The following is a 20986-nucleotide window of genomic DNA, read 5'->3' on the forward strand; positions in this document are numbered from 1 at the left end:
TTCAGCTCGGAGCGACGGCGTCGCTCCGCCTTCTCGTCGCAGCGGCCGAATGAACGCCTGTGGTATAGGCCTTGTTGCGCCCAATTGAGGTAGATCAACTTGGAAGATAGAGCTATTGCCCTCGACAGGCAATTTGTCGAACGAGTATCACAGCAAGATTTCCTGGAGATAGAGCAGGGCTGGTGCCACACCCGCCTGGGGCTCAGTGACGCCGATTTCGTCGGCATCTTCGAGTCACAGATGAAGAGCCGCCTGCTGGATCTCGAGTCCCGTAAGATGCGCGCCCGCAATCAGGGTTTCTACACCATAGGCAGCTCGGGCCACGAAGGCAACGCCGCCTGCGCCGCGGCGCTGCGCCCGACCGATATGGCATTTCTGCACTATCGCAGTGCGGCCTTTATGATAGAGAGGGCGCGCCAGGTGCCCGGCGAGACCTCACTGTGGGACATGCTGCTCTCCTTTGCCGCCTCCAGCGAAGACCCTATCTCCGGCGGCCGTCACAAGGTGCTCGGCAGTAAGCGGCTGATGATACCGCCGCAGACCTCCACCATAGCCTCGCATCTGCCCAAGGCGGTGGGGGCGGCCCTGAGCATTCCGCTGACGCATAGGCTAGATATCGACAGCCTCTTGCCCGAAGACAGCTTGGTGTTCTGTAACTTCGGTGACGCCTCGGCCAACCATGCCAGCGCGCAGACGGCGATCAATGCCGCCGGTTGGGCCGCTTACCAGCAGGTGCCGCTGCCGCTGCTGTTTGTCTGTGAAGACAATGGTATAGGTATCTCTACCGCGACCCCAAACGGCTGGATAGCCGCCAACTTTAAAGATCGCGCCGGTATCAAGTATTTCTACTGTGATGGGCGGGATCTGCTGGACTGTTACCGGGTCAGCCGTCAGGCGGCAGAGTATGCCAGGGTCAAGCGCAAGCCTGTCTTCTTGCATGTCAGAACCGTGCGTCTGATGGGCCATGCCGGCAGCGACGCCGAAATAGCCTACCTCAGCAAACAGAAGATCTTCGATAACGAGGCTCAGGATCCGCTGCTGCTCAGTGCCAAGCAGATCATCGAAGCCAAGCTGATGACTCCGGACGAGATAGTCAACCAGTATCAAACGCTCAAATCGCGCATCGCCGCGATTGCCAAGGTGGCGGTTGAGCGGCCAAAGCTGACCAGCGCCAAGGCGGCGATGGCGGCGGTGATTCCGCCCGTCAATGACAAGCCGCTGACTCACCATAACCTGACCGATGAGGCCTTCGCTCAGCTCTTTAGTGCGGACAAAAATTCTCTGGGTAAACCGTTGCACATGGGTAAGCTTATCAACATGACACTCACCGAGTTGATGGCGCGTCAACAGAACATAGTGGTCTGCGGTGAGGATGTGGGCAAGAAGGGCGGTGTCTATCATGTGACCTCGCGCCTGGTGGAGCGTTTCGGTCCCAACCGGGTGATCAATACCTTGCTCGATGAGACCTCAATCTTAGGCCTGGCCATAGGTATGGCCCACAACGGCCTGCTGCCGATTCCTGAGATCCAGTTTCTCGCCTATGTCCATAACGCCGAGGATCAGATCCGCGGCGAGGCGGCGACTCTGCCGTTTTTCTCCAACGGTCAATTTACTAATCCCATGGTGATCCGCATCGCCGGCCTGGGTTATCAGAAGGGCTTCGGCGGCCATTTCCATAACGACAACTCATTGGCTGTGTTTCGCGACATTCCCGGCCTTATTTTGGCCTGTCCCTCCAACGGCGCCGATGCCATGGGGATGCTGCGGGAATGCGTGCGACTGGCCGAACAGGAGCAGCGACTGGTGATCTTCTTAGAGCCAATTGCACTCTACATGACGCGGGATCTCCATGAGGAGGGCGATGGCCTCTGGAGTCATGAATATTGTCCTCAGGAAAAGGCCAAAGCCCTGCCCTATGGTGAGCTGGGGGTCTATGGCAAGGGTAAGACGCTGGCCATTCTCAGCTATGGCAACGGCTACTATCTCAGTCGTCAGGCCGAGCGCGAGCTGTCTGGGCTCGGCATCGACTGTCGGGTGATCGATCTGCGCTATCTCATCCCCCTCAACGAGGAGGCGATCATCGCGGCGGTGAGCGAGTGCGAACACCTGCTGATCGTCGATGAGTGCCGCCGCAGTGGCTCGGTAAGCGAGGCGATAGTGACCAGCGTCCATGAGCGTTTGGGGGATCTCGCGCCGCAGATGGCCAGGCTCACCGCCGAGGATTGCTTTATCCCACTGGCCGAGGCGGCGACTCTGCCGTTGCCGAGTCGCTCGCAAATTGTCGAGGCCGCACTGGCCTTGGTTGGTGAGCAGGCCCTGGTTGGCGAGCACGCCGTTGACGATGAGGGCAGTGAAACCATCCAGGATGCGGGAGTGAGACAAGCCTTATGACACAGGAAGCTAAGATGATGAAGAGCGATCATGCGGGTAGTGCGACAGGCAAGCTAAGAGCCTTGGTGGTGGCGCCGGGAAGAGGATGCTACAACAAGGAGGAGCTCGGCTATCTCGCCAGATACCACGGCGATAAGTCCGGCTTTATCGAGGCGATCGATGCCTATCGACGCGACCTGGGTCAGCGGCCGATCGCCGACCTCGATGGCCAGGGGAAGTACTCCTTCAAGCTACATACGCCGGGGGAGAATGCTTCTGCCCTCATCTATGCCTGCGCCATGGCCGACTTCATGGATATCGATCGCGAGCGCTTTGAGATAGTGGCGGTGACCGGTAACTCCATGGGTTGGTATATCGCCTTGGCATTGGCCGGTGCCCTGGATGAGCGCGGCGCCATCGAGGTGATCAACACCATGGGCAGCATGATGAGTGACGGGCTAATCGGCGGGCAGATGATCTATCCCGAGATGGATGAGAACTGGCGCCGGGACAATGCCAAGACAGCATTGCTGGATAAGGTCATCGATGAGGTGAACCAGGAGGCGGGCTGTGAGCTCTACACCTCTATACATCTCGGGGGCTATCGCGTGCTGGCGGGCAACGAGGCGGGTCTCACCCAGGCCGAGGCCCGTCTGCCCAAGCTGGAGGAGCGCTACCCTATGCGCCTCTACAACCACGGCGCCTTCCACTCGCCGCTGCTGCAAGAGATCGCTCGCCGGGGTCAGCAGGCGCTGCCCGCGTCGCTGTTTCATCGGCCTAAGCTGCCCATGGTGGATGGCCGGGGACAGATCTGGGGCCCCTTCTCAAGCGACATGGAAAGGCTGCACAACTACACCTTAGATCATCAGGTGGTGGCGCCCTATGACTTCAGTCAGGCGATGGCGGTTGGGGTGAAGGAGTTTGCCCCTGACTGTGTGATAGTGCTCGGCCCGGGCAACACCTTAGGCGGCCCCGTGGCGCAGACGCTGATCGCCAACCAGTGGTTCGGCTGGCAGAGCAAGCAGGATTTCAGCGAGGCGCAGAAACAGGCGCCTAAGCTTATCGCCATGGGGAATCCGGCGCAGCGGGCGCTTGCTACGGGTAAGGCCTAGTGTTGCGAATTAGTGTTGCGGATTAGTGCTATGGGTTAAACCTATAGCAGGGGGGAGCGGCTGCCTTGCTAATGCTGTCGTTGCTTAGCTTATTGCAACTATGGCATATTGATACTATGGCATATTGCTTTCTTTTATAAGGAAATATAGGACGTTTATGGCAGAGCATCAGTTTGATTCCCCCCAAGCGCCAGAGATCAGTATACGCCACAGCACAGATGGCGACATAGAGGGGATTTTTGCCCTCTATGGCCAGCGCAGCTGTTATGCCGGCACCCTGCAGCGTCCCTTTCCGTCGCTGGCCTTCTGGCAGAAGAGGCTGAAGGAGCTGCCGGATAACTGTTACAGCCTGGTGGCCGTACGCGAGGGCAAGATAGTGGGCCAGCTCGGCATGGAGGTCTATAGCAATGCCAGGCGCAAGCACGTGGCCAACTTTGGCATGGCGGTGTGCGAGTCGGCCCGCGGGCAGGGGATTGGCAGTGCCTTGCTGGGGGCCATGATAGATCTGGCGACCAACTGGTTGGCGGTGCGGCGTATCGAGCTTGAGGTCTATACCGACAATGAGGCCGCCGTCGCCCTCTATAAGTCCCATGGCTTTGAGATAGAAGGTGAGGCCAAAGATTACGCCTTTCGGGATGGCGGATATGTGAATGCCTTCCTGATGGCCAGATGCTGCTAAGCCCATTAAAAAACTTGGCTAAGAGCTTTGGTTCGAGCTAAGCACTTAAGCCAGTCACACAAGCTAAGCACTTAAGCCAGTCACACAAGCTAAGCGCAAAATTAGCTTTTGATTGAGGCGCAAAACTGATCTAGATCAGCAGATGGTTAACTAAGCCCCTCTGCTGATTTTTTTGTGGGTTGAATCACGACAAATGGAGAAGCGTGAGGCTTGTCTTGTCTGGCCCGCTTTTCATTAGCATCTGATGTTTATCCAGGGACGGTACGAAACTTCCTTTGTGATGAACCCCTCGAAATCTCGCCTTTTGTGGCGCTGGTCTCGCGCGGTCTGCGGCTCATCTTTATCTTAATGAATTTATTAGCTATTTTCCCTTATTGCTTATATCCTCTCTCGACTGTATTTAGTTATCATATTGTTTTATATCGGTTTTAATTATGGCATTTTGCCCATTTGGCCTGGCATTGTGATGCCCTTAAGACTTCTCTAGAATCCGCCGCGAATTTGACCGCGCCACGGGGGCGCATCATTCACTGCGAGCGATAACGAGGGGAATTAAATGTCGACAAAATTGGCCAATCCAGCGCCTCTGGGTCTGATGGGATTTGGTATGACGACCGTGCTATTGAACATACACAACGCGGGCTTCTTTGCCATCGATGCCATGATCTTGGCGATGGGGATCTTCTACGGTGGTCTGGGCCAGGTGCTGGTGGGCATGATGTGTTTTAAACGGGGAGATACCTTCGGCACTACGGCATTTACCTCCTATGGCCTGTTCTGGCTGACCTTAGTGGGGCTAATCATGCTGCCTAAGCTTGGCCTCGCCGCTGCCAGTCCGAGTCACTTCATGGGCTGGTACTTAAGCCTCTGGGGCCTGTTTACCGCCTTCATGTTTGTCGGTTCTTTGCGTTACCCAAGAGCCAAGCAGGTGGTGTTCGGCTCCTTGACGATACTCTTCTTCCTGCTGGCGGCCCGCGACTTCACAGGTAGCGAGTTGATCGGGGTGATCGCCGGATTCGAAGGGATCTTCTGCGGCGCCAGCGCCATCTACTTCGCCATGGCTCAGGTGCTTAACCAGGAATATGGCCGGGTGATCCTGCCCATTGGTGAGGTTAAGGCCTAGCCATATTCGATGGCGGTCTTGACCGCCTGAAGGATCTCGGTGCGATTGGAGGGCTTAAGAATATAGCCCTTCAGTCCTACCTGGGCCCAACGCTTGATCAGCTCACGGTTGTTGTTGCTGGTCAGCGCCACCACGGGAATATCCTTGCCGTCGTTATCTGCCTTGAGTTGCTTGGTGGTGTTGATGCCATCCAGATGAGGCATGTAGAGATCCATCAGGATCAGGGCGTAATCGTTGCCCTTGATCATCTTGAGGGCGGTGAGACCGTCACAGGCCTGCTCGGTATCATACTCATCCTGCTCCAATACCTTGACGATCATCTCCCGGTAGATCTGATTATCCTCCACCACCAAGATCTTCTTCTTGGGCGGCTTGGCTTCCTGTTCATCCAGCAGCGAACTGACCAGGGCATGGGTGGGGATCTTGGCTTGCTGTTTGGCGATCACCTGCTGTTTAATGTCTTTGATCTCGCTATGGCGACTGGTGAGCTGCGCCAAGATGAGGTCCAGACCATCTTTGATCTCCAGTTCCAGCTGGGTCAGCAGGGGCTCGATATGCTGTTTGGCCAGTGACTTGACCAGCGCCTTGTCGTGGCTCATGCCCTCACTGCCATGGGGGAGCTGCTCGGTCGACTGTTCGACTGACGCCTTGCAGGAGTCGACCGAATCCAGTAGCTGGCGCTTACACTGGCTACTGAGTTCGATAAGCGAGGCGAGGTTGGTATCGATGCGCTCCAGCTGGTCGTCATCCAGACCTGCGTAGTGATCATCCCCCTGGCTCTGCCTCAGTCCGTTGTGGACTATCATCTTCAGGCGAAACTTCTCATACAGGGGCAGGTAGACGAAGTAGTTGTCGAATACCCCCTTGATGCAGCTGCGAAAGGCCAGGGCGGACTCCTTGTTCTTGCACAGCACTATGGCGTAATGCCTGTAGGCGATCTGCTGGTTTTTAAGGAGTTTGGTATAGAGTTCTATGCTGAGCTTCACCGAGCTCATGGCAAAGAGGATCACCGAGGGCTTATGCTCTCTTATCTGCTCGCCCACTAGTCGGGTTACAGGCACGGTGCGGTATTCGTCGACCTGCTCGGCAATGATGTTGGCGGCGCCCGAGATATCCTCCTCCTTCTCATAGAGCATGATCACTTCGGGGTGGCGACAAGCAACGCTGGGTTTTCGAGTCATGAGTTGATCACCTCTATCAGGGACTGCAGGGCATTTTTGAGCTGGATGATGAGCTGCTTGCACTGAGGCATATCTTCCCCCAGGGCGGCATATTCCAGTTGTTGCAGCTTGTCGGCAACCTCTTCGGCGCCGATTGCCTTGGCAGAGGTCTTGAGAAAGTGCGCCTTCTGCTTGAGGCCGGCAAATTCACGGTTGTTGTAGTGGGTGGCCAGCTCGCGCAGGCTGGTGCGGGCCTGGGCGACGAAGTCCTGCTTAAACTGGGCGATGAGTGCAGGATCATTGCCGATAAGATCACGCATGATCTTAGGGTTGAGGATCTGGGGACTATTCTTCATGGCGATACCATTTCTGGATGACCTTCTTTAGGTCTCTAAGCTGAACAGGTTTACTGACAAAGTCGTTCATGCCCGAGCGGTAGCAGTCATCTAGCTCGGTGGCCATGGCGGCCCCTGTGATGGCCACAATGGGTACAGATTTACGTTGGGTGCTGTTCTCTATCTGGCGGATCTGTTTGGACATATCATAGCCGTCCAGGTTGGGCATGTGGCAGTCGGTAAGGATCAGCTTATAGTTTGCCGATTGCCAGAGATGCACCCCGACCAGACCATCTTCGGCGAGGTTGCAGCGATAGCCGAGCATGTCCAGCTGTTTAAGGATCAGCTTCTGGTTTAATGGGTTATCTTCAACCACCAGTATGTCGGCATCCCCCTTAATCCTTGGCATTGGCTCCTGCGTCAGAGGGTCGTAGAGATCCAGCTCCATCTCGTCGAGGTCGATGGCAAGGCCTGAGTCTAGGCGTTTGTGCACCGCCTTGAGCAGCAAGGCCTTGGAAAGCAGATAGCTGTCCAGGCTGTCTATCTGGGGAATCGTCTGTGTCAGCGCCTTGCGGTGATGCTGTGGTAGGGCGACCAGCCAGTTGCTGTGGCCTTTTGGACTCGCCGCTTGGTTCGCCAGAAAGCCTAGCTCGTCAGCCTCGCCGGTGGCCAGAATTATCACCAGAGGCAGAGCCAGGGTGTCGATACCCAGTTGCTCGGCCTGGTAGCATTTAACTCTGCCCCCCTTGTTGGTCAAACACTGTTTTATCCAGTCAAGCGTGGCCTGGGGCTGGCCCAGGTTCACCACCCCTATGGTGTGTTCGCTAAGCTCCTGGGTCTGTTCATGGTGATGGGCGCGCCAGAAGGGAAGCTCGACACAGAACTGCGCCCCCTGGCCAAGTTCGCTTTTAAGGTTGATGCTGCCGCCCATCAGGTTGGTGAGCTTGCCGCAGATAGCCAGTCCCAGACCCGTGCCGCCATAGTTGCGCGTGGTGGAGCGCTGTGCCTGCACGAAGGGGGTAAACAGACGTTTCTGAGTCGCCTTGTCTATGCCTATGCCATTGTCTGTCACCGTAAAGCGTACCCGGGTCACTATATCATTCTGTTCACCTACCGTGATGTTTAGCGATACACAGCCGGTCTGCTCCTGTGTGGTGTGGGTGAATTTCATCGCGTTGCTGAGCAGGTTACTGAGGATCTGCCGCACCTTGACGATATCTCCCTCGACCCAATCAGGCAGCTCCAGGGCTTCCTGCACGGCAAAGCGTAACCCTTGACGGCTGGCCACCGGCGAGAAGCTCTTGATTAGATCGGCGATCACCCCGGCGAGGTGGAAGTCTTGTTGCTCCAGCTGCATCTTGCCCGACTCTATTTTGTTGATGTCGAGGATGTCGTTGAGGATATAGATGAGGTTATTGGCCGAGGTCGACGCCGTCTCGATAAGATCTCTCTCCTCGCCCGACTTGTCGGCCAGGGAGAGCAGCTCCAGCGCGCCGATCACCGCGTTCATCGGCGTGCGCAGTTCGTGGCTGATCATAGAGAGAAATTCGCTCTTGGCCTGGCTGGCGATTTCGGCCCGCTCCTTGGCGAGCTGTAGCTCTGTGGTGCGCTGATTTACCCGGCTCTCGAGGGAGCGGTAGCTCTCCTGCAGCGCCAGGCGCGCCTGGTAGATGGGGGTCTGATCGATGCAGATGCCATCGATGCGGCTGTTTTGTTGGTTCTGCCCCTGGCTCACCTTGCCCTTGGCCAGTATGTAGATGATCTCCTGGTTGGGCAGAATAGCGCGATACTCCTGATGAAACGGATTGCCATTGGCCAGGGAGTCTTCCACCGCGGCCATGACAACGGGGAAGTCTTCCGGGTGGATCCGCTCGGCCCACTTTTCCAACACGCCAATATCTTCTATGTTGAGGCAAAACATCTCGTTGGCCCTCTGATCCCACTGCCAGATCCACTGCCCCTGTTCATCTATCTGTGCCCGCCAGTTGCCTATGTTGCCAGCCTCGAGCGCCAGCTTCTTCGACTCGTTGGCTTCGTTGAGGGCGTCGAGCATCGCCTTGGACTCAGTCTGATCTTTGATAAGGCCAAGCAGCTTAAAGTGGCCATTTTCCAGGTAGATATGCTCGGCGAATAGCTCGTACACCCTGACGACATCGTTCGAGTCGATACGAAATCGAAACGCTAGCTTATGTTTACCCGAAGGTGAGGGGGCGAGAAAGGGGTCGAACTTATGGCGATCTTTCACCGCGACCATCTGCTGTAGACTCTGCCAGCTCAGGGGGCTGTGATGGTTAAGTAGCAGCAACTCCTTCACTCGGTTGGAGAAACGTGTCTCGCCCGTGGCGGAGTCATAGTGCCAGACGCCGATATCGGCGGAGCAGAGAAAGGCCTCGAAGCGCTTGAGGTACCCCTGAGTGATATTGGGGTCGTCGCGCTGGGGGATAAACAGCAGCAGGTATCGATCATTGCTTAGCGCTTGGGGAAACACCTGATACCAAGGCGTCTTGGATTGGCGATGGAGACGCACATCGAGCGATTGCCTATCTGTTAGGGCAAGTGCCAAGGCATGAGTGACGGCATCAATTAGTGAATCGTTTGAGTCGGCCTGATTTAGCGTGAGTAGCTGCTCGAGTGGGCGCTTGATGATGGCTTCATGGTGGAGTTCAAACAGCGCACACAAGGCGTCGTTGGCCTCAATGATCACTCCTTGCTTGTCACAGATAAGCTGCGCAAACGGCGAGTCGTCTATGCTATTCCCTGCTGGCGCCATGGCATCCACATCCTTGTTATCCCTTGAGAATAAGTCTAGACCTATGGAGGCGATTTAGGGGAGGGGATTTGTGAATCTTTTTTGCGGGAGAGGGTTTAAAAGCGTGTCCCTCAATCAACAGGGCGCGAGGGACACGATAGGATTAGGGGTTAACCTAGTGCTTAGCCTTGTGGCATTGGGCTTAGTACGATCTCGACGCGGCGGTTTTGTGCGCGGCCTTGTTGTGTCGAGTTGTCGGCGATTGGACGAGACTCGCCCATGCCCACAGAGCTGATGCGCTGGCTCTTGATTTCACGAGACATCAGGTAGTTGGCAACTTCTGCCGCACGTACCTGAGACAGACGCAGGTTGTATGACTCGCTGCCTGAGCTATCGGTGAAGCCCATGACATTCAGCATGGTTTCATCGTACTCCTTGGCGACCAGGGCGACACTGTCCAGCACGTTCTTGGCACGGCTGCTCAGCACAGATTGATCGACGCCGAAGGTCACTTCGTTTGGCATGTTGAGGATGATGTTGTCGCCGTTACGGGTCACGCTGACGCCTGTCGATTGTAGCTGCTTACGTAGCTCCGCTTCCTGCACGTCCATATAGTAGCCGATACCACCACCGACGGCTGCGCCTGAGGCGGCACCGATCAGTGCACCCTTACCCCGGTCGCTCTTGCTTGACGAGGCCACACCGATAGCGGCACCGGCGATGGCACCTATGATAGCGCCGTTAGTCGCCTTGGCGTTCTGGCTCTCGTTGGTATAAGGATTAGTTGTCTGACAAGCCGAAATAAATAGTGTCGAACCGGCCAAGATTGCCGCGACGAGTTTCTGGTTACTGATCATCGTTACTCCATTATCAGGTTTGCCTCAGGGCGGAGATCGTCCTTAGGGCTTATTGTTATGTGCATTATTGTTGCATTTTGTTTGCATAATATCAAAATGAGGGGCTTTTGCCTGAATCTATACAAAACTTAATGAAAAACTTGTGCTACTAAACGCCTACTTGGCGTGTTTTTTGCGCACAAACTGGCAGCAAGCTTCATCGAGAAAACGTTTCGAGAGGTAGTGTTTCTGGCCGCCTGCTAGCAGCAGAAATCCTGGGCTGGTTTCTTGGATGTCGTCGACACTGTCCCAGCCAAGCTGCTGTTTAACATAGAGGGATTCGATGCTGATCCCTTGTTCGTTCAGGGTGAGGCTGGCCTCGTTGCCGGCGGCCTTGCTCATCATCTGGCGGGTCAGGTACCAGGGGCGCTTAAACTTGATACTCAAACCCTCCAATACGCCGAGGGCGATGATAAACCAGGAGGCGTAGGCGTTGGCGCCGGTCAACAGTAGCGCCAGGCCGATCAGCAAAAAGCCGAGCGCCTTAGTGTATGCGGCGCGGGGAGCGGGCTGAGTCACAGAGGCATCGAAGCATTCAGCATAGTAGGCTCTGTCCAGGGTAAAGTGGGTGCTGTAGCTAAACGAAGCGTTTGATTGAGAGTGAGATGAAGCTGTCATACAAGTAGAGATAGCTGAATTTGGGACACAGTGTAATCCCTTGTGGATGAAGTGCAATCTCGCCGTGAACTTGTCTTAGATCTTTGGTTAAATTTAGACTAAGTTTAGCTTTCTGAACGTCGGCAATCGGCCTTGAAAATGGGAGCCTCAAGATGTCATTTGTGCCTAAGGGATATGTGAAGTGCAAGAAGACACCTGTGTTTAGTGAGCAGGATATGCCGCCCATCTACCGGGAGCGACATTTTACCCGGCCCGGCGTGTATGAGCAGATCCATGTTATCCAGGGGGAGCTGATGTTTTTCGGTTACCTAGACAAGTTGGGCGAGGTCAATCGCGAGGTGCGACTAGGGGCCAATGAGACGGCGATTTCTCATCCCGGCTACTGGCACAGCATCAAGCCTCTTACCTCAGATACCCGTTTCGAAATTCATTTCTTCATCAAACCCGAGGGGCCGGTTGAGCAGGCCTAGCCTGAGTGCTTTTTGATTTCACCTTTCGATAAGCTTAATGACGTGCTAGCTAAAGTGACATGCTAGCTAAAGTGGTGCGCTGGTTGAAGTGGCATGCTGGTTAAGCATTGGCCTGACACAAATAAGAAGTGAATATAAGAAGTGAATAAGAGAAGTGAATAAAAGTTAACCTGACTTTCCCTCGGCCAGGCTTTAGAGTCCAATAAAGCCTTTAGCTAAGGAAAGCTGATGAAGACCTCCCCAGACTCTACCCGCAAGTCTCAGGCGCCTATGGAAAACTTGGCAAAGACTAAGCCAGGTAAGCTAGTGCATAGAAGTGCCGAGACATCCAAGACATCGAAGGCAGCAAAAACGCCTGCTAGCTCCTCTTTGTTGCAAGACTTGGCCGAGATGGACACAGGTTTCGCCCTGCTGCAATCCATGGCACGCTCCAAGACGCTCACCATTATGGTGATCATCTTTCTGCTCGCAGGCGCGGGTTTTGCGTTGTTTCTTAGCAAGATGGCGGGGTAATACTCATGTTAGCGGCTAGTCTCACCGAACTCTTTATCTGGTTTATCTGGGAGATCTTACTCTCATTTGTTCTTTATACCACGGGCGCCGTGGTGATTGGGCTAGTGACCTTTGGCCGGGTGCAGAAGCCCTTGTATTGGCCTGCCTTGTTTCATCAAGAGAAACGCCTGGCGAAAAACGATTTTTACGCCGTCTATATGGCAGGCTTTTTCTTCTATCTCTTGCTGTTTACCCTGCTGGTCTATCTGGGATAGGCCTGGATATCAAAGACAGATAGACTTAACCGCTTGCATTTTTGTTGATGCTTGGCTGCCGATATCAAGTGTCGTAGCGGTTACGCTGCTCTGGCAGGTCACTGAGATACTGCACAAATTCCACCTCATAGCCGTTAGGGTCGATAAAGTAGACGTTGCGGCGGAAGGGATCATCCTGCCCCGCTTTGTCCACCTCGAAGCCCGCGTGCTTGAGTCTGGCTATCACGCCATCGAGATCTTGGGTCACGAAGGCAAAGTGAGCCAGACCAACCTGATGTCCGCTTAGGTCGCGGTTTTCGCCTTCGCCATCATCGTTGAAGGCCTGGTATTGGTAGTCATCGCCGAAGTGAACCCAGTTGCGTGGCTTGCCATACCAGGTACCCTGACCGCCGCCACGTACCGACCAATGGGGGAAGGCGGCACGGTAGAAATTAAGGGCCGTTTCTATGTCGGTGACGACGAGATTTATGTGTTCTAAATGGATCATGATGCAATTCCTTCTCTGTTGGCTTGGTGTTATTCCGTTAATACTCTCGATTTAATGCATACCTAGGGCTAGCGCATGACTTGGGGCTGCCGCATGACTTGGGTTAGTACTTAGTCGGCACTACATGCCGTATACATATTCCTGCTGTTTGGGGTAGGGCTGATCCCTATGGCGCTGGCGTATGGCGCCGAGGGCATCTGCATATTGGCCGAGCATATGCAGGCTGTAGCCGATGCGCGCTCTTAGCCCTTGCTCTCTGGCATCGATCTCACCCTCTCCCAGTACCTGCTCGACATTACGAATGATCAGATGATCGGGAATGGGCACCAGCTTGTTGTTCTTCAGGGCATTCATCTTTAGCTCGGCGATAGGGTAGGCGCCGCTGATACCGCTGGTGACCGCGACCAAGAGGGCTGGCTTGTGGGCCGTATCTTGGTTGTCACACAGTAGCAGGAAGTTTTTCAACATGGGTGAGGCCATGCCGCCCCATTCTGGGGTGATCAGAACCAGAGCGTCGGCTTGCTTTACCAGCGGGCTTATCTTTTGCCAGTCGCTCGCCTTAAGCGCTGCGCCGTTTCTGTCGCCATCCCAGAAGGGCAGGTCGTAGCGGCACAGCTCAATATGTTGTATCTCACTGAATTGGTTAGCATGTTCGCTAAGGTAGCCGGCGACTCTGGCACTTTGAGAACCTGGACGTTGACTGGCACTGACGATAAGAAGCTTCATTATGTAAACCTTTTTTTTTATTTAATGTTTTATACACTAATTACTTTATTTAATTTTGTAAAGACTAAAGTAAATAAAAAAGTTTACTTAATCTCTGGATCGGTAATAATGGGCCCATAGAAGTCCAGAGGAGACGGCGGGTGAGTAAGAAGACCAGCGACAAGATCATCGAACATATCAAGATCCACGGCCCCAGTACCGCCAAGGTATTGGCCGAGCTGTTTGCGTTGACCACCATGGGGGTCAGGCAACATCTGCAGGCCTTGGAAGAGGAGGGGATCTTGAGTTTCGAAGACAGAAAGGCGAGTCGCGGTCGTCCCACCCGTTACTGGGGACTTACCGAGAAGAGCTACAAGCTGTTCCCCGATCGACACGACGATCTCACCAGTCAACTGATCGACTCGGTGCGGGTAGTCTTTGGCGATCAGGGGCTGGATCAGTTGATCGATCACCGAGAGCAGGCGAGTCGGCGTCTGTATCTGGAGGCGCTGTCGCAAGCGACTGGTTTGGCTGATAAGTTAGCCGTGCTGGCCAAGCTCAGGACCCAGGAGGGGTATGTCGCCTCGGTCGAGGAGCAAGATGGCGTCTTTTGGCTGCTGGAGAATCACTGTCCCATCTGCGCTGCGGCGAGTCGCTGCGCCAACTTCTGCCGCTCAGAGCTGCAGCTGTTTCAAGAACTGTTTAGCAAGCTGGCGAGCGTCAGCCGCGAGGAGCATATCATAGCGGGGGCCAGACGCTGTGCCTACAAGCTGGTGCCGCTCGCATCTCACGGGCAAGCGCTAGAAAAAATCGCTGAAGAAAATCCTGCTGAAGAACAAGCACCGGCGCATCAAGATGTCCGCTAAACGCGCCAGGCTGGATCGCTTTATCAGTCAGCATTGTCAGATCCCCCGCAAGCAGGTGCGTCTCATCCTGGCAAAGGGCCGGGTGAGTGTCGACGGTCAGGTGGTGCGCGATGCCGACTGTCAGATAGATCAGTTCTCTCAAGTGACGCTCGATGGCCAGGCGCTGAGGCAGGAGCAACCCATCTATCTTATGCTGCATAAGCCGGTTGGTGTGGTGAGCGCGACCAAGGACGATGAGCACAAGACTGTGATGGATCTCTTGCCCGACTATCAGGACAAGGGGCTGCATATCGTCGGACGGCTGGATCTCAACACTTCGGGCTTGCTGCTGCTTACCAACGACAGCCGCTGGTCGAAGCGTATCATGTCGCCGGAGCATAAGGTGGCCAAGCAGTATCTGGTCACCCTCAAGGCTCCCCTCACTCAGGCCTATGTGAAGGCCTTTGCCGAGGGTTTCTACTTTGCTTTTGAGAATATTACCACTCAGCCTGCACAGCTTGAGATCCTCGAACCCCATCTGGCCAGAGTCACCCTGCATGAGGGGCGCTACCATCAAATCAAGCGCATGTTTGGCCGTTTTCGCAATCAGGTGATGGCGCTGCACAGGCTCTCCGTGGGTAACCTAATCCTGGATGAAACCTTGGCTGTAGGGGAGTATCGCCCGCTGACGCCACTGGAGGTGGCTAGCATATTTGGCTGAAAGTCAGTCATGTCTAGCACAAGATTTTGACTTTATCGCTTCACCTAGCACTAATTTCTGAGTTCAACAAGCCAAGCGTAAATGTGTGACTAATGGCTATATCGTTTGATGCAAATCATGTGTTATAAATATTAGATTACTAATATAAACAATAGTATCGATGAGCAATCAAACACTTAAGAAAATCAGCGAACTCGATGTGTTTTGTTTGATGGTGTTTAAAGTCATTTTTCAAACCGGACATGCCAACATAGCGGCTAAGCAACTTAATGTGTCAGCCCCTAAAATTAGTCGCTGTTTGAATATGTTACGTGCCACCTTCGATGACGAGCTCTTCTATCGTCGTCAGCTCGGGCTCAAGCCGACACCTATGGCGGAATTTCTCTACGAGCCCGTGTGTCAGTTCTGTGAAGCCGTCCTGAAAATAGAACAGTCTATTAGCGAAAAGAGCAGCGAGCTGGCCAGTGAACGCCTGAGAATTGCTGTTACCCCGAGTATCATGGCCAGCCTCTCCCTGGCCTTTTCCCGTAGCAATGCCAGAGACGCCTTTAGCCAGTTACAGTTTGTGGTCTGGGGGGATGACTCTGCCGATCAGATCCATAACGGTGAACTGGATATGGGGGTGACGTTCGATGCCTGCAATGAGCATCCGTTATCGGTTGAGGCGTTAGGCTGTCTGAACGGTGTTTGTCTGGCCGCCAATGAAGAGCATGCCATCTGGTCCCAGAGCGAGCCTTTGACCCTGGAAACCGTCTGTCGTCACCCCTTTCTCTGCCTGGATGGTAAGGGCTTTAATGACAAGATCGACCCCTTGGAGGTGTTCGCTCGTCAAAACGGTGCCGACATCGACAGCATAGAAAGAGTCTGTTCACGAGACGAGTGGTACAGTCATCTGCTGACCATGAATTCGGTGGCTTTCCTGCCTTGCTCAGAGGCCGAGATCTGCGGCGCCCTGCCGGGGATCCGCGTGGTGCGCCTGTCTGACGAGGAGGTGGGACGTCTCCACGGTGAAAGCATGTCGCCTCAATACCTGTTACTGGAAAATCCAGCCGAGTATCGACGCTACTCGCTGGAACAGAGAGAATTAATTATCCAGCTTATCAAACAGCTACTCGTTAAATGTTAATTTCAAAATTTGAAATTTACGCTTTCAAATTTTGAAATTTCTGTTAATGAATCTTTAAATTGCAGTCACAACTTGGACTCAATTATCTAACAATTTATCGTCACTCCCTTATATTTGAGGTACTGCAATAGCAGAAATACCTATAAAGGGATATGGCGATGAAAAAAAATAAAATTACCTTATTAGCCATGGCACTCATGTGTGCCATTGGTGTGAGCGCGTGTAGTGATGGTAAAGATGGTAAAGATGGAGCGCCAGGTGAGCCTGGCGTTCCTGGTACTCCAGGTACACCTGGCGCACCAGCGGGATCTACCGTTGATACAGTAGCCACTGCCGCAGACTTCAAACTAACTCTACAACCTGCCGACATCGTAGTAGTAGGAGCTGATGACTTCTCTATTAAGTTCACCGCGACAGGTAAAAATAGTAAAGGAGATGATGTTCCGTTTACTGGCCTGGACAAGGTAGCTCTCTATGTCACCAATCAGGTGGCTAACACCACTGATAGTGGCGCACCTATGCTCTGGTCGAACAACGCCCTGGCTAACGAATTTGGTTCTAGCATGTACTGTACGCCTACAGGTAAGGCCGCAGCACGTGGCGGCGCCGAAGTCGATGCCTGTACCTTAGTAGAGGATGCTGAAAATCCTGGTACTTACACAGGTACTTGGGAGCATGATGGCAACGCACCTGTTGTGGTAGCCGATGGCGATCCTACTAGCATGTTCCGCGTCATGGTGCGTACCTACAATGTGACCGACGCAACTGGCGTATCGATTTCCGACAAACTACTCTCTACTCCGCTCGATTTTATTCCTGCGACTGGTGAGATGGCCGTATCGGCTAAAGACTCGGTATCAAGCGCTGCCTGTATTCAATGTCACAGCGAGTTGATGGGTTATGATGATGGCGACAAACGTATTGCGAACATCGGTGCTCACCATAACTATCAGAAAGTTGAAAACTGTATCGCGTGTCATAACCCTGCTTATGCCGCCGATCAGAACGATCCAGAAAAAGGCTTTAACCCTAACTTCAACGCAATGATCCACACCATCCACGCCGGTGGTCATCTTGCCGAGTGGGGCGTGTTAAAAGGTGATGCTGAAGAGTTTGCCGGCGTTCACTTCCCAGCTGAGCTAAACGAATGTACTACCTGTCACGACAATGGTAACCAGTGGAAAGAAAACGTTTACCGTGAAGCTTGTGTAGGTTGTCACGTAACCGTTAACTTCGAAACCGGTGAAGGCCACTCTGACTTCCAGCTACCACAGGCTGATGATTCTCAATGTATGAACTGTCACATTGGTAACCTGAGCCCAGAAGTGGTTCACAAGGTGGGTAACAGAGCGGTTGAGCAGGAACAAGTCGTCCTTGATTTCCAAGGTGTGACAGTGACTGACAACGGCGACGGTACCAGCGCATTGACAGTAACCACTAAGGTGACAGTCAATGGTGCAGCACCAGCCGATGGCTCTATGCTGGATCCATACATGCCACGTCTGTCTACCGGTCTGCTGATTGGCAACCTTGACGCGAAAGGCACGCCGATTCGTGGTCTAGGTATGCCTGTCAACGGAGTGGCTATTACTGGTGGTATCCTGACTACGACTAAGAACTTCGACTCTGCTCGCCTGACTGGTTCTATCTATGTGACTGCAGAAGTGATGATCTGTGGCGCCGGTGGTAAGGCCGTAATGTGTGCAGACGGCGATTACACTCAAGTTGCAGCCAGTTCACCTGTTAAGTACTACAACCTGGATGACCCTGCCGTTGCACCGTTGCAAGCCCGTATGAGCGATGCCGATCGCGTCACTGTGAGCGAAGCCAAGTGTAATAGCTGTCACGGTAACCTGACTCATATCAAGTCACCACGTCATGGTGTGACCGAGTTTACTCAGTGTATGGATTGTCACAATAACAGATACCCAGGTTCTTACCATGGTGCTGTTGAATATGACACAGGTGAGGTTGATGGCGATGGCAACCCAATCATGGCGCCAGTTGAAGGTGTAACCTTCGCTAACCGTGACCTGATGACTGTGGCTCACCGTTTCCACACTGGTACTTTCGGTGGTGGTATCTACCTAGATAAGAACCTGGAAACTGTTGGTTACCCAGCCCTTGCGACTGACTGTGAAGCTTGTCACAAAGATGGTGCAACCTTCTTCGCGGCCGACGGTGGTTTGACTTCTGGTAAGCGTTCTATCCAAGTGCCTACTGGCTACATTTCTCCAGTGGCTGAGACTTGCCGTACATGTCACATCAGTGCCTCTGCACTCGCTCACTTCGAGAGCAATGGTGCGACTGTAGATGGTAAGGCAGATACATCTGCTGACCTGCCAGTCGAGTCTTGTGCAACCTGTCACGCCGAAGGTAAGACATACGGTGTTGATAAAGTTCACGCCGGTGGTGGTCACTAGACGCCAACAATAATAATTCTCGCTAATTGGGCATACCCCTGCTAAATGCCCAATGAGATAGCAGTAATCTTGGGGAACCTGATTTAGGTTCCCCCTTTTTATGCCCGGCTTTTGCTGTCATGTTTTGTATCTGTTTTGTATTCGTTTTACCTTGGTTTTCTCAGTCGCTCGCGCTGGACTGTCTATTTTCAGTCTCTTGGTCTATGCAGCATCTTGGTCTATGCAGCATCTTGGTCTATTCAGTATCTTGGACTAACTTAAATAGAGTCCATCAGCAGATCTCGGGGGCCGTAGTTTGGCGGTCAAAGATACCTCTTCCAGCCTGTTTCTCATTGCGATAAAAGAGTCTTTTATTGCCCTCTTGCCCTTTATCTTCGTTAACTCGCTGTTGGCACTGATCGTCGCCCTGGTGGATGTGTGGCAGCCCAGTTGGCAGGGCAGTGCCGCCTATGCCTGGCTGAGTCAGTTTGGTCGCCTACTGTTTAGTTTCTTTCCCTTGATGGCATTGCTCTCCTTGTCATTTCATTTTGCCAAGTATCTCCACGTCTCGGCTGTGGTGGTGGCATCACTCTCTATCGGCAGTCAGATTGCCCTGCATATCCACGGCAGCGAGGCTATCGACCTCAGTAACGGCTTCGATTTTCTGTTTGGCGATGCCAGGGCGATTATCACGCCGATTCTGGTTGCCTACCTGCTGCAACGCCTCATGGCGATTAAGGCGCTGAATTTGTTGCAAAGTACCAGCCTGAGCAGCTACCTTAAGCTGCACCTCAACCTGTTTATTCCCTTGATCCTCTGTTTCGTGCTGGTGACCACCGGCATCTACTGGGTAGGGGAGCTGTTGGGCATGGTGCTGAGTCCGCTGGTGGATTCCCTTGCCGCCAGCAGCGCACTGTTTCAGCTGTTTGTCAGGGTGCTAGCCACCCATGTGCTTTGGTGCTTCGGCGTCCATGGGGATATCGCCTATATGTTGGTACTTGGGGTCGACAATGGATTGCAGCAGGTCGCGCCGAATCTGACGCTGTCCCAGTTTACCGATCTCTTCGTGTTGCTCGGCGGTAGCGGCGCCACTCACTCGCTGCTAATTGCACTGTTTATCGCCTCCAAGGATAAGAACGCCATCAATGTGGCCAAGTTGGCCTTGCCCTTCGCCCTGTTTAATATCAACGAGATCCTCATCTACGGCCTGCCGATCATCTTTAATCCCAGGCTGATGCTGCCCTTCGTGTTGGTGCCCCTGTTTAATACCCTGATAGGCACCCTGTTGATCGCCAGCGGCTGGGTGAGCTTCGCCGGTAACGACTTTGCCTGGATCACCCCCATCTTCCTCAATAGCTATGTGGCGGGCGGCACCCTGGCACTGCCCCTGGTGCAGCTCTTGTTGGTGTGCGCCGGGGTCTTTATCTATCTTCCCTTCGTGCGCCGCTATAGTCTGCTGGTGGGCAATAAGGGATTCGAGCGGGATCTGATCAAGCGGGTGCAGCTGCAGCAGGATATCGAGAAGATCAGCGAGCGAAACTATGCCCGTCAGCAGTCCGAGGATCTTGCCGCCAATCTTAACCTGGAGAAGACCATCAAGGCGGTACTCAACGGTGAGTTGCTGCTCTATTACCAACCTAAGATCAGCCTGAGTGACAGGCGAGTCGTCGGCTATGAGGCGCTGCTGAGGTTGAGAAATGAGCGTGGCCAGGTGGAGGGCCCCTATTTTATTCCCGCCTTCGATCAGGCCGGCTACTCTAACCTGATCGACAGCTTCGTCATTCGGCGCCTGCGAGACGATCTGCAGGCCTGGGCCAAGCAGGGCTTCTACCCCAGAGTCAGCATCAACCTCAATCCCAACAGTGTCTTGAGTCAGGATGTGCAGTCTATGCTGATCGAGCTGCTTGGCGACATGGCGGACAGAGTCGATATCGAGGTGCTCGAGTCTATGTTTGTGGCGGACCTCAATGCCGTCGAGGCCAGCATGGCTCACCTACGCCAATATGGGTTCTCTTTTGTGCTCGATGACTTCGGCACGGGGTTTTCCAGCATCAGCCTGCTAAGTAAGATCACCATAGATGGGGTCAAGCTGGACAGGTCGATATTGGAAAATACCGGGCATCACAAGGGGCAGGTGCTCTATCGCCATACCTGCATGTTGTGTCGCAGCCTGGGTTTTAATCTGGTGGCCGAGGGGGTAGAGACCAAGGAGGAGGAGGCCTTTGTTGCCTCAGCCGGGGTCTCGACGGTACAGGGCTGGCTGTATGCCAAGGCGATGCCGGCCGCCGAGGCCAAGCGCTACGCCCTGTTGCAGGAGAGTTTCAGCGAGCAGACAGCTGATCAAGGAGAGAGTCGAAGACCGAGTTAAAGACAGAATTAAAGACAGAGTTAAAGGCCAATTCAAAGACTAACTCAAAGACT

General features: G+C 53.9%; 19 protein-coding genes. 12 read left to right on the plus strand and 7 right to left on the minus strand.

Annotated elements, in window-relative coordinates; all coding sequences use genetic code 11:
- The first annotated feature begins 99 nt into the window (after positions 1–99).
- The 4 genes from AYI87_RS07245 to AYI87_RS07260 all read left to right on the plus strand — a co-directional run bounded on the left by AYI87_RS07245 (position 100) and on the right by AYI87_RS07260 (position 5284).
- Positions 100–2391 carry a dehydrogenase E1 component subunit alpha/beta gene (locus tag AYI87_RS07245; RefSeq protein ID WP_144200878.1) on the plus strand — a complete coding sequence of 764 codons (2292 nt, stop codon included), beginning with the start codon at positions 100–102 and terminating at the stop codon, positions 2389–2391.
- Between the two features lie 14 nt (positions 2392–2405).
- Positions 2406–3482 (plus strand): ACP S-malonyltransferase, encoded by a 1077-nt coding sequence (locus tag AYI87_RS07250; protein ID WP_260865098.1) that lies wholly within the window; start codon positions 2406–2408, stop codon positions 3480–3482.
- A gap of 157 nt (positions 3483–3639) precedes the next feature.
- Positions 3640–4161, plus strand: a complete 522-nt coding sequence (locus AYI87_RS07255; protein WP_144200882.1) for a GNAT family N-acetyltransferase — start codon at positions 3640–3642, stop codon at positions 4159–4161.
- 556 nt (positions 4162–4717) lie between these two features.
- The gene (locus AYI87_RS07260; protein WP_144200884.1) at positions 4718–5284 is read left to right on the plus strand and encodes an acetate uptake transporter; all 567 of its coding nucleotides are present in this window, start codon (positions 4718–4720) and stop codon (positions 5282–5284) included.
- Here AYI87_RS07260 and AYI87_RS07265 read toward each other — a convergent pair.
- From AYI87_RS07265 to AYI87_RS07285, 5 genes are all read right to left on the minus strand, one after another.
- A complete protein-coding gene (locus tag AYI87_RS07265; RefSeq protein ID WP_144200886.1) occupies positions 5281–6465 on the minus strand; it encodes a response regulator in 1185 nt (394 codons plus the stop codon). The two genes, AYI87_RS07260 and AYI87_RS07265, sit on opposite strands and share 4 nt — an antisense overlap.
- Positions 6462–6800 carry an Hpt domain-containing protein gene (locus tag AYI87_RS07270; RefSeq protein WP_144200888.1) on the minus strand — a complete coding sequence of 113 codons (339 nt, stop codon included), beginning with the start codon at positions 6798–6800 and terminating at the stop codon, positions 6462–6464. The genes AYI87_RS07265 and AYI87_RS07270 overlap by 4 nt, the downstream gene beginning before the upstream one ends.
- The gene (locus tag AYI87_RS07275) at positions 6790–9549 is read right to left on the minus strand and encodes an ATP-binding protein (protein ID WP_144200890.1); all 2760 of its coding nucleotides are present in this window, start codon (positions 9547–9549) and stop codon (positions 6790–6792) included. The genes AYI87_RS07270 and AYI87_RS07275 overlap by 11 nt, the downstream gene beginning before the upstream one ends.
- Before the next feature lie 161 nt (positions 9550–9710).
- The gene (locus tag AYI87_RS07280; protein WP_144200892.1) at positions 9711–10385 is read right to left on the minus strand and encodes an OmpA family protein; all 675 of its coding nucleotides are present in this window, start codon (positions 10383–10385) and stop codon (positions 9711–9713) included.
- A gap of 156 nt (positions 10386–10541) precedes the next feature.
- A complete protein-coding gene (locus AYI87_RS07285) occupies positions 10542–11042 on the minus strand; it encodes a YcxB family protein (RefSeq protein ID WP_144200894.1) in 501 nt (166 codons plus the stop codon).
- A 152-nt stretch (positions 11043–11194) separates the two neighbouring features.
- Here AYI87_RS07285 and AYI87_RS07290 point away from each other — a divergent pair, with 152 nt between their 5' ends.
- From AYI87_RS07290 to AYI87_RS07300, 3 genes are all read left to right on the plus strand, one after another.
- The gene (locus AYI87_RS07290; RefSeq protein ID WP_144200896.1) at positions 11195–11512 is read left to right on the plus strand and encodes a DUF1971 domain-containing protein; all 318 of its coding nucleotides are present in this window, start codon (positions 11195–11197) and stop codon (positions 11510–11512) included.
- A gap of 228 nt (positions 11513–11740) precedes the next feature.
- Complete coding sequence (locus tag AYI87_RS07295; RefSeq protein ID WP_260865099.1) at positions 11741–12025, plus strand: hypothetical protein; 285 nt, start codon at positions 11741–11743, stop codon at positions 12023–12025.
- 5 nt (positions 12026–12030) lie between these two features.
- Positions 12031–12279 carry a hypothetical protein gene (locus AYI87_RS07300; RefSeq protein WP_011864717.1) on the plus strand — a complete coding sequence of 83 codons (249 nt, stop codon included), beginning with the start codon at positions 12031–12033 and terminating at the stop codon, positions 12277–12279.
- Between the two features lie 64 nt (positions 12280–12343).
- Here the strand turns inward: AYI87_RS07300 and AYI87_RS07305 are convergent, their stop codons facing one another.
- On the minus strand, positions 12344–12766 hold the full coding sequence (locus tag AYI87_RS07305) for a VOC family protein (RefSeq protein ID WP_144200898.1): 423 nt from the start codon (positions 12764–12766) through the stop codon (positions 12344–12346).
- 120 nt (positions 12767–12886) lie between these two features.
- Entirely contained in the window at positions 12887–13492 is a 606-nt protein-coding gene (locus AYI87_RS07310) for an NAD(P)H-dependent oxidoreductase (RefSeq protein WP_144200900.1), read from the minus strand.
- A 140-nt stretch (positions 13493–13632) separates the two neighbouring features.
- Between AYI87_RS07310 and AYI87_RS07315 the strand changes: the two genes are divergently transcribed.
- From AYI87_RS07315 to AYI87_RS07335, 5 genes are all read left to right on the plus strand, one after another.
- Entirely contained in the window at positions 13633–14337 is a 705-nt protein-coding gene (locus AYI87_RS07315) for a helix-turn-helix transcriptional regulator (protein WP_260865100.1), read from the plus strand.
- Positions 14327–15037, plus strand: a complete 711-nt coding sequence (locus tag AYI87_RS07320; protein ID WP_144200902.1) for a pseudouridine synthase — start codon at positions 14327–14329, stop codon at positions 15035–15037. Before AYI87_RS07315 ends, AYI87_RS07320 begins: the two co-directional genes overlap by 11 nt.
- Before the next feature lie 211 nt (positions 15038–15248).
- Complete coding sequence (locus tag AYI87_RS07325) at positions 15249–16163, plus strand: LysR family transcriptional regulator (protein ID WP_260865108.1); 915 nt, start codon at positions 15249–15251, stop codon at positions 16161–16163.
- A 158-nt stretch (positions 16164–16321) separates the two neighbouring features.
- Positions 16322–18586 (plus strand): OmcA/MtrC family decaheme c-type cytochrome, encoded by a 2265-nt coding sequence (locus tag AYI87_RS07330; protein WP_144200906.1) that lies wholly within the window; start codon positions 16322–16324, stop codon positions 18584–18586.
- Positions 18587–18881: 295 nt separating this feature from the next.
- Positions 18882–20933, plus strand: a complete 2052-nt coding sequence (locus AYI87_RS07335; protein ID WP_144200908.1) for an EAL domain-containing protein — start codon at positions 18882–18884, stop codon at positions 20931–20933.
- Positions 20934–20986: the final 53 nt, after the last annotated feature.

The organism is Shewanella sp. KCT, assembly GCF_007636505.1.
GTDB lineage: Bacteria > Pseudomonadota > Gammaproteobacteria > Enterobacterales > Shewanellaceae > Shewanella > Shewanella halotolerans.